This window comes from Achromobacter sp., from assembly GCF_050285565.1.
Taxonomy (GTDB): Bacteria; Pseudomonadota; Gammaproteobacteria; order Burkholderiales; family Burkholderiaceae_B; genus Achromobacter.
In genome coordinates, this window is sequence record NZ_JBLZXG010000001.1 from 68,796 (window position 1) to 82,663 (window position 13,868).

A 13,868-nucleotide genomic window follows, 5' to 3' on the forward strand; every position below is an offset into this window, starting at 1 on the left:
ACCGTGATGGAGCCCGCGCGATGATCGACACCGCTGCGGCCTGGGTCTCGTCCCACGCGCTGCTGTTGTTCCTGTTGTTGCCGCTGGGCGCGGCCGCCTTGGCGGTCGCCGTGGCGGTCGCCGTGGCGTGCGCCGGCGAGCGGTTCACGCCCGCCGGGCGCCTGGCCGGCGGCGCCGCGATGGCGGGGCTGGCCGGCGCGCTGTTCCTGGCGCTGGCCGCCGCGGTGGGGCGGCCGGGGGCGGTGGTCGAATTCGACAGCGCCCTGGCCGGCGCGCTCGGCATGTCGATGGGCGATTCCCTGTTGTGGCTGTTGTCCTGGTTCACCACGCTGGGCAATCGCGGCTTCCTGACCGTGATCGCGGTGCTCATGACTGCCGCGCTGCTGGCGCGGCGCCAATGGCGGCTGGCGGTTTTCTGCGCGGCCGCCACCGCGGGCGGTGGCCTGCTCAACCGCTTGCTCAAGCACACCTTCGAACGCGTCCGGCCCGAGCACGACCACGGTTTCGTCACGGCCTTGGGCTGGAGTTTTCCCAGCGGCCATGCCTCGGCCGCGATGGCGGTGTACGGCGCCGCCTGCTATCTGGCCTGGCGCCTGGCGCCGAAGCCCTGGCGATTGCCGGGCGTGGCGCTGGCGGCGGCGCTGGTGATGGCGATCGGCCTGAGCCGCGTCTTGTTGCAGGTGCATTTCGCCAGCGACGTGGTGGCCGGTTTTGCCATCAGTTTCGCCTGGCTGGTGCTGTGTGTCGCGGCGGTCGAACGCGCGGGCGGCGGTTCAGCGCGGCCCGATCAGGGCGTTCAATAGCCGGGCCTCGGGCCCGCCGGACGCGGCCGGCCGCAATGGCGCGCAGGCGTAGCGACCGCCGGCGGTGGCGATCGCCTGATCCAGCCGGCGCGCCCGGTCGGGCGGTGGCGGTTCCAGGTCCACGATCAGCTTGCCGGCCACGGGCGCGCTGACCTCGCCGTCGCTGAAGCGCTCCAGGGTCCGGTCGATTTCGCGTTCGCGCGGCAGCGCCAGCACGATGGTGTCCGACTCCGCCAGCGCTTCGCGCGCCGAGGTCGCCAGGGTGGCGCTGCCGCGAAAATCCTCGCACCGGCCCGGGTCGATGTCGTAGACCGTCAGGGCGATGTCCGGCTCGGCCGCGAGCAGCCGCCGCGCTGCCTGGGTGCCGGTGCGGCCCATGCCGACGACGCTGATGCGCAGGCTCATGACTTGGGCACTGACCAGGTGCTGACGATATGGGCCAGCGGTTCATCGGAACCTTCGGCGGTCAGAATGACCTCGCCTGCCGACAGGCGCCCGACCTTGAGCAGCCGCGCGTCGGCGTGGATCGCGCCGGCGGGGCTCTTGCGCAGGAAGTTGATGGTCAGGCTGGCGGTCACCGCGTGCGCCTGGCCCGTGGCGCCGACCACCGCGGCGTACATGGCGAGGTCGGCCAGCCCCATCAGCATCGGCCCGGCCACGATGCCGCCCAGCCGCTGGTGGCTGTCGCGCGCGGGCAGCACGGCCAGCGCGGTGCCGCGGCCGATGCGCCGCACCTCGATGCCCAGCAGCAGCGAAAAGGGATGCTGCTCGGCCAGCAGTTGCCGGAAGTCGTCCAGGCTGATCAGCGGCGCGCCGGGGACGGCGCAGGGCAGGGTCGTGGCGGTCATCGTTGTTCCAGCGCGTGGCAGTAGTGGTCCAGCAGGACATCGGCCTGCTGGCCCAGCGATTTCAGGCGGCGGGTGTGCAGCAACAGCAACAGGCCGATGAGGTAGGTGAAAACGTTCATTTGTTCGACCCGCACCGTCGCTTCCGGCCAGGATGTGGTTCGGGCCAGGGCGTGCCCCAGCAGATCCACGCACTGCCGCAGCCGGCCGTTGAGCCGCTCGTCCATGTCGCGGCCCAGCCCGCGCGGCCCCAGCCCCTGGAACAGGTACAGCCCCAGCGAGAAATCGGTGCGGCGCTCGGCGTAGTAGCCGAAAAATGCCTGGATGGCCTGGCGCGCCGCCGTGGCGGCGGCCCCGCCGGAGGTCGCGGCCAGCAGGTGGGTATGCAGGCGTTGCAGCGACGCGTCCAGCAGGGCGCCGTACAGCGCCTCCTTGCCCGCGAACCACGGATAGATCGCGCCCGTGGTGCAGCCGGCTTCCTTGGCGATGGCGCGCAGGGTGGTCTTTTCCAGCCCGTCGCGCTCGAACACCCGCTGGGCGGCGTCCAGGATCATCTGCCGGCGCAGGGCGCTCAAGCGTTCATTGCGATCGGTGCGAGGGGGGACGGCCGGCATGGGGCGAGACCAAAGGATGACCCAGGGAGCATGCATGTGTTGCGGAATAATATCGCTGCTTTATTTTAATAACAACGTTATCGGGCTGGCATCCACGAACCGGGCGCGCGCCTCGCCATGCCCCCGCCGCTGGGCGGTGATTTGGTCTTGAAAGCCGTATGGAAGAAACCCCGGCTGCGTCAGCGAATTATTGGGGCCAGGGCTGAAAGTCGCATGGATACGTGGTCATTTGTAAAACGCCGGGTTAGCCCTATGGGGAGTTGGTCTGATGTTGCAATATCCCAACAAGGCTGTCGCAAACCTGCACTTTTCTGGTGTCGACCATAGCCAGCCCCCCCGATTTTTGATGCAATAGCGTCAACTTCCCTTCGCGGAGTTAGGGGGGCGGCAGGCTGGTTTGCTGGATTGCTGCTCTTGTCACTCAAATCAACGGAGATTTCTTAAATGAAAAAGACTCTGCTCGCTGCCGCCCTGCTCGCCGGTTTCGCCGGTGTCGCCCAGGCAGAAACGTCTGTCACCCTGTACGGCATCATCGACACGGGCCTCGGCTACAACAAGATCAGCGGTGCTCCCGACGCGGCCAACAAGAATGGCAGCAAGATCGGCATGATCAACGGCGTGCAAAACGGTTCGCGCTGGGGTCTGCGCGGTTCGGAAGATCTGGGTGACGGCCTGCGCGCTGTTTTCCAGCTGGAATCGGGTTTCGACTCGGGTAACGGCAAGTCGGGCCAAAACGGCCGTCTGTTCGGTCGTCAAGCCACCGTCGGTCTGGCCAGCGACAGCTGGGGTCAACTGGACTTCGGCCGCCAAACCAACATCGCGTCGAAGTACTTCGGCTCGATCGATCCGTTCGGCGCCGGCTTCAACGTTGCCAACATCGGTACCGGCATGAGCGCTGCCAATACGCAACGCTACGACAACATGGTCATGTACCAAACCCCGTCGTTCAGCGGCTTCCAGTTCGGCGTTGGCTACTCGTTCAGCGCTGACGAAGGCAATGCCGACAGCTCGACCAAGGCTGACCCGGCTCGCGTTGGCTTCAAGACCGCCGACAACGTCCGTGCCATCACGACCGGTCTGCGTTACGTCAATGGTCCCCTGAACGTCGCTCTGTCGTACGACCAGCTGAACGCTTCGCACAACCAAGCCCAAGGCGAAGTCGACGCGACGCCCCGTTCGTACATGATCGGCGGTTCGTATGACTTCGAAGTGGTCAAGCTGGCCCTGGCCTATGCTCGCACCACCGACGGCTGGTTCGCCACGTCCAACCCGGCTGGCGCTTCGGGCTCGATTACCGTTGACGGTACGTCGCGCAAGCTCGGCTTCGGTGCCAACCAGTTCGCTGATGGCTTCAAGGCCAACTCGTACCTGCTGGGTCTGTCGGCTCCGATCGGCGGCGCTTCGAGCCTGTTCGGTTCGTGGCAGCGCGTTGATCCGTCGAACAACAAGCTGACTGGCGACGATGCCACGATGAACGTGTTCTCGGCCGGCTACACCTACGACCTGTCCAAGCGTACCAACCTGTACGCCTACGGTTCGTACTCGAAGAACTACGCGTTCAACGACGGCGTCAAGGCGACCGCTGTTGGCGTGGGCCTGCGTCACCGCTTCTAATCGAAAGCGGGGCGCAAGTCCTGCCTAGATTCGTAGTGCATGAGCGGGCTTTGGCCCGCTCATATGAAGCCACCCTTTTGGGTGGCTTTTTTGTTTGCGGTGAGTCTGCTTTTTTACGGAATTCGCGACCGCTGTGCGGGCGTTTTGCCTTGCAGGCGCCAAATATTGACGCGCGTGGCGGTAAGCTTGCGCGTCCATCTTGAAAGCTGCGATTGTTCCGCCAGAGAAATGCAGTCTTTCACCCGCTGTTCACGCTACAGAGTTCAGCCGGAAGTAACCGCGCGAATGCTACAATCCTAAGGTTTGCGCATTTGACGGACGCCTGAATGAACCTGCAACAGTATTTCCCCGTCCTGCTGTTTATCGTAGTGGCCACCCTTATCGGGTTCGCGCTTCTGACGGCCGGCTCCCTCCTTGGCCCGCGGCGTCCCTACGCCGAGAAGCTATCCCCCTATGAGTGCGGCTTCGAAGCCTTCGAAGACGCGCGCATGAAGTTTGACGTGCGCTACTACCTGGTGGCGATTCTGTTCATTCTTTTCGACCTGGAAATCGCGTTCCTGTTCCCGTGGGCCATCGCTCAGGGTACGGTGGGAATCGTCGGCTTCTGGACGGTCATGGTTTTCCTCGCCGTGTTGACCGTCGGCTTCATCTACGAATGGAAAAAGGGCGCGCTGGACTGGGAATGACCCGCCGCCGGGTTATTTCACTGCATTTCACCGCACGCTATCAGAGACGAATATGGCTATAGACGGCATTCTCAAGCAAGGGTTCATCACAACCAGCGCCGACAAGTTCCTTAATTGGGCGAAAACCGGCTCCATGTGGCCCATGACCTTCGGCCTGGCCTGTTGCGCGGTCGAGATGATGCACGCGGGCGCGGCCCGCTACGACCTGGACCAGTTCGGCATCATCTTCCGCCCCAGCCCGCGTCAGTCCGACCTGATGATCGTCGCCGGCACGCTGTGCAACAAGATGGCGCCGGCGCTGCGCAAGGTCTACGACCAGATGCCCGAACCGCGTTGGGTGGTGTCGATGGGTTCCTGTGCCAATGGTGGCGGTTACTACCACTACTCGTATTCCGTGGTGCGCGGCTGCGATCGCATCGTACCGGTAGACGTCTACGTGCCGGGCTGCCCGCCCACGGCCGAGGCGCTGGTCTACGGCTTGCTGCAAATGCAGAACAAGATCCGCCTGACCAACACGATTGCGCGCTGATTCTTCGCCTCGCCCGCGGCGCATTCCGCCGCCGGCCTCGCGAAGCCAGCGTATCGGTTCACCTAAGCGTACAAGATGATGACCAGGCTCGAAACCCTGAAAAACAATTTGCAGACCACCCTCGGCGCGGACATCGCGCTGACCGAGGCGCTGGGCGAGCTGACGCTCGAAGTGCCCGCGCAGCAGTGGTTCTCCGTCTGCAACAAGCTGCGCACCGAAGCCGGCCTGCGCTTTGAAATCTGTATCGACCTCTGTGGCGTCGACTACCTGACCTGGGGCAACGGCACGCGCCAGCTGCCCGAGGAAACCAACGCCAAGGTGCACCGCGCGCGTTTCGCCGTGGTCGCGCACCTGCTGTCGGTCGAGCACAACTGGCGCCTGCGCGTGCGCACCTGGGCCCCGGACGACGAATTCCCGATGGTTGCCTCGCTGATGGAATGCTGGCCGGCCGTGGGCTGGTTCGAGCGCGAGGCGTTCGACCTGTACGGCATCGTCTTCGAAGGCCACCCCGACCTGCGCCGCATCCTGACCGACTACGGCTTCATCGGCCACCCGTTCCGCAAGGACTTCCCGCTCTCCGGCACCGTCGAAATGCGCTACGACCCGGAACAGAAGCGCGTCATTTACCAGCCCGTCACGATCGACCCGCGCGAGATCACGCCGCGCGTGGTGCGCGAAGACACCTACGGCTTGGGACGTTGAATCATGGCAGAAATCAAGAACTACACGCTCAACTTCGGTCCGCAGCACCCGGCCGCCCACGGTGTGCTGCGCCTGGTGCTCGAACTGGACGGCGAAGTCATCCAGCGCGCCGATCCGCACATCGGTCTGCTGCACCGCGCCACTGAAAAGCTGGCCGAGCACAAGACCTACATCCAGGCGCTGCCCTACATGGACCGCCTGGATTACGTGTCCATGATGTGCAACGAGCACGCCTACGTCATGGCCATCGAGAAGCTGCTGGGCGTCGAGGCCCCGCTGCGCGCGCAGTACATCCGTGTGATGTTCGACGAGATCACGCGCCTCCTGAACCACCTGATGTCGCTGGGTTCGCACGCGCTGGACGTGGGCGCCATGGCGGTGTTCCTGTACGCCTTCCGTGAACGCGAAGACCTGATGGACTGCTACGAAGCGGTCTCGGGCGCGCGCATGCACGCGGCCTACTATCGTCCGGGTGGCGTCTACCGTGATCTGCCGGACACGATGCCGCAGTACGGCGACACCAGCAAGTATCGCGGCGACAAGGAGCTGCGCGCCATGAACGACGCGCGTTCGGGCTCGCTGCTGGACTTCATCGAAGACTTCACCAACCGCTTCCCCGCCTGCGTCGACGAGTACGAAACCCTGCTCACCGACAACCGCATCTGGAAGCAGCGCTTGGTCGGCATCGGCGTGGTCGATCCCGACCGCGCCAAGGCGCTGGGCTTCACCGGCCCGATGCTGCGTGGCTCGGGCGTGGCCTGGGACCTGCGCAAGATGCAGCCCTACGAGGTCTACGACCTGCTCGATTTCGACATCCCCGTCGGCGTCAACGGCGACTGCTACGACCGCTACCTGGTCCGCATCGCCGAAATGCGCGAGAGCAACCGCATCATCCGCCAGTGCGTGGAATGGCTGCGCAACAATCCGGGCCCGGTCATGATCGAGAACCACAAGATCGCCCCGCCCAAGCGCACCGCCATGAAGACCAACATGGAAGAGCTGATCCATCACTTCAAGCTCTTCACCGAAGGTTTCCACGTTCCTCCCGGTGAAGCGTTCGCCTCGGTGGAACACCCCAAGGGCGAATTCGGCATCTACGCGGTGTCCGACGGCGCCAACAAGCCTTACCGCCTGAAGATTCGGGCCCCCGGCTTTGTCCACCTGCAATCGCTGGATGAAATGTCGCGCGGTCACATGATCGCCGACGCCGTCACCATCATTGGTACGCAGGACATCGTTTTCGGCGAGATCGATCGCTGATCCGCCCAGACAGTCACGAGCACGCCCGCATAACCCGGATTCAAACTATGCTGCTTTCCGAACAGGCCTACCAGAAAATCGACCGAGAACTCGCCAAGTTCCCGGCCGACCAGCGGCAGTCCGCCATCATGGCCTCTCTTGCCATCGCGCAGGAAGAGAAGGGCTGGTTGGCTACCGACATCATCGAAGACGTGGCCAACTACATCGGCGTCCCGCCCATCGCGGTCCAGGAAGTCGCCACCTTCTACAACATGTTCGACGTCAAGCCCGTCGGCAAGACCAAGATCGCGGTCTGCACCAACTTGCCCTGTGCCTTGCGCGACGGCGAACGTGCGGGCGACTACCTCAAGCGCAAGCTGGGCGTGGATTACCGCGAAACCACCGCTGACGGCCAGTTCACCCTGGTCGAGGGCGAGTGCATGGGCGCCTGCGGCGATTCCCCCGTGCTGATCGTGAACAACAAGCATATGTGCGTGCGCATGACCGAAGAGAAGTTGGACGCGCTGGTCGCGGCCCTCAAGGCGCAAGGAGAGTCGGCATGAACGCGCCCGACATCTACAAGCAGTTCGCGCAGGGCCTGGAGCCCAACCCGCTGAACGACCTGTCCAATTCGATGTGCCTGCACGGCCGTCACATCAAGCCGCAGATCCTGGCCGACGTCGATGGCGCCAACTGGCGCCTGGCCGACTACGTCAAGCGCGGCGGCTACGAAGCCCTGCGCAAGATCCTCACCACCGGCATGAAGCCGGAAGACGTGATCGCCGAGGTCAAGGCCTCGGGTCTGCGCGGCCGCGGCGGCGCGGGCTTCCCGACCGGCCTGAAGTGGAGCTTCATGCCGCGCGCGTTCCCGGGCCAGAAGTACCTCGTCTGCAACTCGGACGAAGGCGAGCCGGGCACGTTCAAGGATCGCGACATCCTGCGCTTCAACCCGCACATCGTGATCGAAGGCATGGCGATCGCGGCCTACGCCATGGGCATCAGCGTCGGCTACAACTACATCCACGGTGAAATCTTCGAAGTCTACGAGCGCTTCGAAGAGGCCCTGGAAGAGGCGCGCGCCGCCGGCTTCCTGGGTGACAAGATCCTGGGTTCGGAATTCAACTTCCAGCTGCATGCGTTCCACGGCTATGGCGCCTACATCTGTGGCGAGGAAACCGCGCTGCTCGAGTCGCTGGAAGGCAAGAAGGGCCAGCCGCGCTTCAAGCCGCCGTTCCCGGCCAGCTTCGGCCTGTACGGCAAGCCCACCACCATCAACAACACCGAGACCTTCGCGGCGGTGCCCTGGATCATCCGCAACAGCGGCCAGGCCTATCTCGAAGTCGGCAAGCCCAACAACGGCGGCACCAAGCTGTTCTCGATCACCGGCGACGTCGAGCGTCCCGGCAACTACGAGATCCCGCTGGGCACCCCGTTCTCGACCCTGCTGGAACTGGCGGGCGGCATGCGCGGCGGCAAGAAGCTCAAGGCCGTGATTCCCGGCGGCTCGAGCGCCCCGGTGCTGCCGGCCGACATCATGATGGCAACCACGATGGACTACGACGCCATCGCCAAGGCCGGCTCCATGCTGGGTTCGGGCGCCGTGATCGTCATGGACGAGACGCGCTGCATGGTCAAGTCGCTGCTGCGCCTGTCGTATTTCTATTTCGAGGAAAGCTGCGGCCAGTGCACGCCGTGCCGCGAAGGCACCGGCTGGCTCTACCGCATGGTGCATCGCATCGAACACGGCCACGGCCGTCCGGAAGATCTGGACATGCTGGACAACGTGGCCGGCAACATCATGGGCCGCACCATCTGCGCCCTGGGTGACGCCGCCGCCATGCCCGTGCGTGGCTTCCTCAAGCATTTTCGCGACGAATTCGCGCACCACATCGAGCACAAGTCGTGTGTGGTTCCGCAATATCTGTAGGTCTCAGGAACAGCAATGGTTGAACTAACCGTCGACGGCAATACGGTAGAAGTGCCCGAGGGCAGCATGGTGATGCATGCGGCCCAGAAGGTCGGGCTTTACGTGCCGCATTTCTGCTACCACAAGAAACTGTCCATCGCGGCCAACTGCCGCATGTGCCTGGTCGAAGTGGAAAAGGCGCCCAAGGCGCTGCCCGCCTGCGCCACCCCCGTGACGAACGGCATGGTCGTGCACACCTGCTCCGAGAAGGCCCGCGCCGCTCAGAAGTCGGTGATGGAATTCTTGCTCATCAATCACCCGCTCGACTGCCCGATCTGCGATCAGGGCGGCGAATGCCAACTGCAGGACCTGGCCGTGGGCTACGGCGGTTCTTCCTCGCGTTACCAGGAAGAAAAGCGCGTGGTGTTCCACAAGGACCTGGGCCCGCTGGTCTCCGCCGAGGAAATGAGCCGCTGCATCCACTGCACCCGCTGCGTGCGCTTCGGTCAGGAAATCGCCGGCGTCATGGAACTGGGCATGCTGGGCCGGGGCGAGCACTCTGAAATCACCTCGTTCGTGGGCCGCTCGATCGAGTCCGAACTGTCGGGCAACATGATCGACATCTGTCCGGTGGGCGCGCTGACCTCCAAGCCCTTCCGCTACAGCGCCCGCACCTGGGAACTGGCCCGTCGCCGTTCGGTCAGCCCGCACGACAGCCTGGGCGCCAACCTGGTAGTCCAGGTCAAGGGCGACCGTGTCATGCGCGTGGTGCCGTTCGAAGACGAAGCCATCAACGAATGCTGGATCAGCGACCGCGACCGCTTCTCGTACGAAGGCCTGAACAGCGAAGACCGCCTGGCCGCGCCGATGATCAAGGGCGCCGACGGCAAGTGGCAGGAAGCCTCCTGGGCCGACGCCCTGGCCGCCGTGGCCCAAGGCCTGTCGCGCGTGCGTGACAGCTTCGGCGCCGGCCAGATCGGCGCCTTGGCGTCCGAATACGCCACCACCGAGGAATACGCGCTGCTGGGCCGCCTGGTGCGCGCGCTGGGTTCCGAGAACATCGACTTCCGCCTGCGTCAGACCGATCCGGCCTTCGACGCCGCGCTGACCGGCGCGCCGTGGCTGGGCATGCCCATCGCCGAACTCGACAACCTGGACCGCGTCCTGGTCGTCGGCTCGTTCCTGCGCAAGGACCACCCGCTGATGGCCCAGCGTCTGCGCCAGGCCGCCAAGCGCGGCACGCAGATCCTGATGGTCGACAGCGCCGCCGACGATCCCCTGATGCCGGTCGCCGGCCGCGTGACGGTGGCCCCGTCCGAGCTGCCGCGGGCCCTGGCCGAAGTGGCCGTGGCCCTGGCGCAAGCCAAGCAGGCCGCGGTGCCGGCCGAGTTCGCCGCGGTCACGCCGGGCGAGAACGCCAAGATCATCGCCGCCAGCCTGGCTTCCGGCGTCAACACCGCCGTGCTGATGGGTAATATGGCCGTGGCCAGCGCCCAAGCCTCGACCCTGGCCGCCAACGGCCGCGCCGTGGCCGACCTGGCCGGTGCCAAGTTCGGTTTCCTGACCTCGGGCGGCAACACCGTCGGTGGTTACCTGGCCGGCGCCATCCCGGGCAAGGGCGGCAAGAACGCCGCCGCCATGCTGGCCGAGCCGCTCAAGGCCTACGTGGTGCTGCATGCCGAGCCGCTGCTGGATGCCGACAACGGCCCGCAGGCCATCGCCGCGCTGCGCGGCGCGCAGTTCGCCGTGGCCCTGACGCCGTACCGCTCGGCCGCCGCCGAATGGGCCGACGTCATGCTGCCGGTGGCGCCGTTCACCGAAACCTCGGGCACGTTCGTCAATGCCCAGGGCCTGGCCCAGAGCTTCAAGGGCACGGTCGCGCCGTTCGGCCAGACCCGTCCGGCCTGGAAGGTTCTGCGCGTGCTGGGCAACGTCCTGCATCTGGCCGGCTTCGATGACGAAACCTCCGAGTCCGTGCGCGACGCCGCGCTGGCCGGTGGCGTCGAAGGCCGCCTGTCCAACGACATCAAGGCGCCGCTGGGCCTGGGCCAGGTCCTGACCGGCCTGGAACGCGTGGCCGATGTGCCGATCTACCGCAGTGACGCCATGGTGCGCCGCTCGGAGCCGCTGCAGGCCGCGCCGGCTTCCAAGCCGCCCGCCGCTCGCATGAACGGCAACACGCTCACCCGCCTCGGCCTGACCGCCGGCGTCAAGGTGCGCGTGACGGGCGCGCAAGGCGCTGTCGAGCTCGAAACCGTGCAGGACGACGCCGTGGCCGACCGCGCCGTGCGCATCGCCGCAGCCTTTGAAAATACCGCAGCCCTGGGTGGCGCATTTGGTCAACTCAGCGTGGAGCGTGCCTGATGGAATGGCTCAATGTTCTTGAAAGCCAGGGAACGGCATTGCTGGGCCCGACGGTCTGGATGGTTCTCTGGACGATCATCAAGATCGTGGTCATCGCCGTGCCCATCATCCTGTGCGTCGCCTACCTGACGTACTGGGAGCGCAAGATGATCGGCGCCATGCACGTGCGCATGGGCCCGAACCGGGTCGGTTTCAAGGGGCTGTTGCAGCCGTTCGCCGACGTCTTCAAGCTGCTGACCAAGGAAGTCGTGGTTCCCAGCCAGGCCAACAAGGTGCTGTTCATCGTGGCCCCCGTGGTCACGCTGATGCCGGCCCTGGCGGCCTGGGCGGTGGTGCCGTTCGGACCCGATGTGGTGCTGGCCAACGTCAACGCCGGCCTGCTGTACATCATGGCCATCACCTCGATCGGCGTGTACGGGGTGATCGTTGCCGGCTGGGCCTCGAACTCCAAGTACGCCTTCCTGGGCGCGCTGCGCGCCTCGGCCCAGATGCTGTCGTATGAACTGGCCATCGGCTTCGTGCTGGTGACGGTGCTGCTGGTGTCCGGCAGCCTGAACATGTCCGAGATCGTGCATGTGCAGAACCGCGGCTGGTTCGCCGACAAGGGCCTGACGTTCCTGTCCTGGAACTGGCTGCCGCTCTTGCCGCTGTTCGTGATCTACGTGATCTCGGCCGTGGCCGAAACCAACCGCCACCCGTTCGACGTGGTGGAAGGCGAATCGGAAATCGTGGCCGGCCACATGGTCGAATACTCGGGCATGGCCTTCGCCCTGTTCTTCCTGGGCGAATACGCCAACATGATCCTGCTGTCGTGCATGGCGTCGATCATGTTCCTGGGCGGTTGGGCTTCGCCGATCGACATCGCGCCGCTGACCTGGATCCCGGGTTGGATCTGGCTCGGTCTGAAGACGTTCGTCGTGGTTTCGTTGTTCGTGTGGTTCCGGGCGTCGTTCCCGCGTTACCGCTACGACCAGATCATGCGTTTGGGTTGGAAGATCTTCATCCCGCTGACCGGCGTTTGGCTGGTCGTTGTGGCGATCTGGATGCAGACGCCCTGGAACATTTGGCGCTAAGCCGCCAGGCAGAGGCAGGATATGGAAGCGATCAAAGATTTCTTCGGCAGCCTGATGCTGACCGAACTGCTCAAGGGCATGCGCCTGACGGGCAAGTATTTCTTCAAACGCAAGGTCACCTTGCGCTACCCGCAGGAAAAGACGCCGACCTCGGCGCGTTTCCGCGGCCTGCACGCGCTGCGTCGCTACTCCAACGGGGAAGAGCGCTGCATCGCGTGCAAACTGTGTGAAGCCGTGTGCCCCGCGCTGGCCATCACCATCGAGTCGGACCAGCGTGACGACGGCACCCGCCGCACCACGCGCTACGACATCGACCTGACCAAGTGCATTTTCTGCGGCTTCTGTGAGGAAAGCTGCCCCGTGGACTCGATCGTGGAAACGCATATCCACGAATACCACGGCGAAAAGCGCGGCGACCTGTATTTCACCAAAGACATGCTGCTCGCCGTGGGCGACCGCTACGAAGCCGAAATCGCCCGCCGCCGGGCCGAAGACGCTCCCTACCGTTGAGCCCAGGGTCCTGATCCATGACTTTTACCACTGTCCTGTTTTACATACTGGCCGCCGTGCTGGTGATCGCGGCGTTCCGCGTGATCACCGCGCGCAGCCCGGTCACCGCCGTCCTGCATCTGATCCTGGCGTTCGCCAACGCGGCCATGCTGTGGATGCTGCTGGGCGCCGAATTCCTCGCGCTGCTGCTGGTGCTGGTGTACGTCGGCGCCGTGATGGTGCTGTTCCTGTTTGTCGTCATGATGCTGGACATCCGCATGGATGCCCTGCGCCAGGGCATGAAGACCTACCTGCCGCTGGGCCTGGTGATCGGCCTGGTGATGGTGCTGGAAATGGCCTTCGTGCTGGGTTCGACCTGGTACGGCGCGGGCCCGCAAGCCCCGGTCGCCGGCGACTACAACAACGCCCGCGCCCTTGGCGAAGCGATGTACACGCACTACATCTACGCCATCGAAGTCGGCGCCGCGCTGCTGCTGGTCGGCATGGTCGCCGCGATTGCGCTGACCCTGCGCCGCCGCCGTGACGTCAAATACAACGACCCGGTCGCCGCCGTCCGCGTGCGCTCGAAGGACCGCTTCCGCATGGTGAGCATGCCCGCCCAGAGCGAGCGCGCCCAGGCCCGGAACGGCGCCGATGCGTCGGCTGCCGCCGCGCCCCAAGGAGAAAAACAATGACGCTGACGCTGGCCCATTATCTGATCCTGGGGGCGATCCTGTTCGCCATCGGGATCTTCGGCATCTTCCTGAACCGCCGCAACCTGATCATTCTGCTGATGTCCATCGAGCTGGTGCTCCTGGCCGTCAACATGAACTTCGTGGCGTTCTCCAGCTGGTTCGGCGATACCGCCGGCCAGGTGTTCGTGTTCTTCATCCTGACCGTGGCCGCCGCCGAGGCGGCGATCGGCCTGGCCATTTTGGTGCTGCTGTTCCGCAACCTGAACACGATCAACGTTGACGAACTCGATCGCCTGAAGGGCTGACGGG

16 protein-coding genes are annotated in these 13,868 nt (G+C 64.9%); 13 read left to right on the forward strand and 3 right to left on the reverse strand.

The annotated features are described in order from the left end of the window. Positions 1–20 precede the first annotated feature (20 nt). On the forward strand, positions 21–803 hold the full coding sequence (locus ACN6O8_RS00305) for a phosphatase PAP2 family protein (RefSeq protein ID WP_427989109.1): 783 nt from the start codon (positions 21–23) through the stop codon (positions 801–803). Here ACN6O8_RS00305 and ACN6O8_RS00310 read toward each other — a convergent pair. From ACN6O8_RS00310 to ACN6O8_RS00320, 3 genes are read right to left on the reverse strand one after another with little or no spacing between them, the layout of a single operon-like run. Then, the gene (locus ACN6O8_RS00310) at positions 774–1,208 is read right to left on the reverse strand and encodes an NAD(P)-binding domain-containing protein (protein WP_427989110.1); all 435 of its coding nucleotides are present in this window, start codon (positions 1,206–1,208) and stop codon (positions 774–776) included. The two genes, ACN6O8_RS00305 and ACN6O8_RS00310, sit on opposite strands and share 30 nt — an antisense overlap. Then, the gene (locus tag ACN6O8_RS00315; protein ID WP_427989111.1) at positions 1,205–1,651 is read right to left on the reverse strand and encodes a PaaI family thioesterase; all 447 of its coding nucleotides are present in this window, start codon (positions 1,649–1,651) and stop codon (positions 1,205–1,207) included. Before ACN6O8_RS00315 ends, ACN6O8_RS00310 begins: the two co-directional genes overlap by 4 nt. Continuing rightward, a complete protein-coding gene (locus ACN6O8_RS00320; protein WP_427989112.1) occupies positions 1,648–2,262 on the reverse strand; it encodes a TetR/AcrR family transcriptional regulator in 615 nt (204 codons plus the stop codon). The genes ACN6O8_RS00315 and ACN6O8_RS00320 overlap by 4 nt, the downstream gene beginning before the upstream one ends. A gap of 444 nt (positions 2,263–2,706) precedes the next feature. Between ACN6O8_RS00320 and ACN6O8_RS00325 the strand changes: the two genes are divergently transcribed. The 12 genes from ACN6O8_RS00325 (at position 2,707) to nuoK (ending at position 13,864) form a co-directional block, all read left to right on the forward strand. Continuing rightward, positions 2,707–3,876, forward strand: coding sequence for a porin (locus ACN6O8_RS00325; RefSeq protein WP_427989113.1), 1,170 nt, complete (start codon positions 2,707–2,709; stop codon positions 3,874–3,876). 326 nt (positions 3,877–4,202) lie between these two features. Then, positions 4,203–4,562: an NADH-quinone oxidoreductase subunit A gene (locus ACN6O8_RS00330; RefSeq protein ID WP_020924744.1), complete on the forward strand. Its 360-nt coding sequence runs from the start codon at positions 4,203–4,205 to the stop codon at positions 4,560–4,562. Between the two features lie 52 nt (positions 4,563–4,614). Then, positions 4,615–5,091, forward strand: a complete 477-nt coding sequence (locus ACN6O8_RS00335) for a NuoB/complex I 20 kDa subunit family protein (RefSeq protein ID WP_006217960.1) — start codon at positions 4,615–4,617, stop codon at positions 5,089–5,091. Positions 5,092–5,166: 75 nt separating this feature from the next. Continuing rightward, positions 5,167–5,793 carry an NADH-quinone oxidoreductase subunit C gene (locus ACN6O8_RS00340; protein ID WP_427989114.1) on the forward strand — a complete coding sequence of 209 codons (627 nt, stop codon included), beginning with the start codon at positions 5,167–5,169 and terminating at the stop codon, positions 5,791–5,793. Positions 5,794–5,796: 3 nt separating this feature from the next. Next, positions 5,797–7,053, forward strand: coding sequence for an NADH-quinone oxidoreductase subunit D (locus tag ACN6O8_RS00345; RefSeq protein WP_427989115.1), 1,257 nt, complete (start codon positions 5,797–5,799; stop codon positions 7,051–7,053). 47 nt (positions 7,054–7,100) lie between these two features. After that, positions 7,101–7,595 (forward strand): NADH-quinone oxidoreductase subunit NuoE, encoded by a 495-nt coding sequence (gene nuoE, locus ACN6O8_RS00350; RefSeq protein ID WP_006389212.1) that lies wholly within the window; start codon positions 7,101–7,103, stop codon positions 7,593–7,595. After that, positions 7,592–8,959, forward strand: coding sequence for an NADH-quinone oxidoreductase subunit NuoF (gene nuoF, locus ACN6O8_RS00355; protein WP_427989116.1), 1,368 nt, complete (start codon positions 7,592–7,594; stop codon positions 8,957–8,959). The genes nuoE and nuoF overlap by 4 nt, the downstream gene beginning before the upstream one ends. A gap of 15 nt (positions 8,960–8,974) precedes the next feature. After that, complete coding sequence (gene nuoG / locus ACN6O8_RS00360; RefSeq protein ID WP_427989117.1) at positions 8,975–11,302, forward strand: NADH-quinone oxidoreductase subunit NuoG; 2,328 nt, start codon at positions 8,975–8,977, stop codon at positions 11,300–11,302. Next, positions 11,302–12,375, forward strand: a complete 1,074-nt coding sequence (nuoH, locus tag ACN6O8_RS00365) for an NADH-quinone oxidoreductase subunit NuoH (protein WP_427989118.1) — start codon at positions 11,302–11,304, stop codon at positions 12,373–12,375. Before nuoG ends, nuoH begins: the two co-directional genes overlap by 1 nt. 21 nt (positions 12,376–12,396) lie before the next feature. Beyond that, positions 12,397–12,885 carry an NADH-quinone oxidoreductase subunit NuoI gene (nuoI, locus tag ACN6O8_RS00370; protein WP_427989119.1) on the forward strand — a complete coding sequence of 163 codons (489 nt, stop codon included), beginning with the start codon at positions 12,397–12,399 and terminating at the stop codon, positions 12,883–12,885. Between the two features lie 17 nt (positions 12,886–12,902). Continuing rightward, the gene (locus ACN6O8_RS00375) at positions 12,903–13,559 is read left to right on the forward strand and encodes an NADH-quinone oxidoreductase subunit J (RefSeq protein WP_427989120.1); all 657 of its coding nucleotides are present in this window, start codon (positions 12,903–12,905) and stop codon (positions 13,557–13,559) included. Then, positions 13,556–13,864 (forward strand): NADH-quinone oxidoreductase subunit NuoK, encoded by a 309-nt coding sequence (gene nuoK / locus ACN6O8_RS00380; protein WP_006217969.1) that lies wholly within the window; start codon positions 13,556–13,558, stop codon positions 13,862–13,864. The genes ACN6O8_RS00375 and nuoK overlap by 4 nt, the downstream gene beginning before the upstream one ends. Positions 13,865–13,868: the final 4 nt, after the last annotated feature.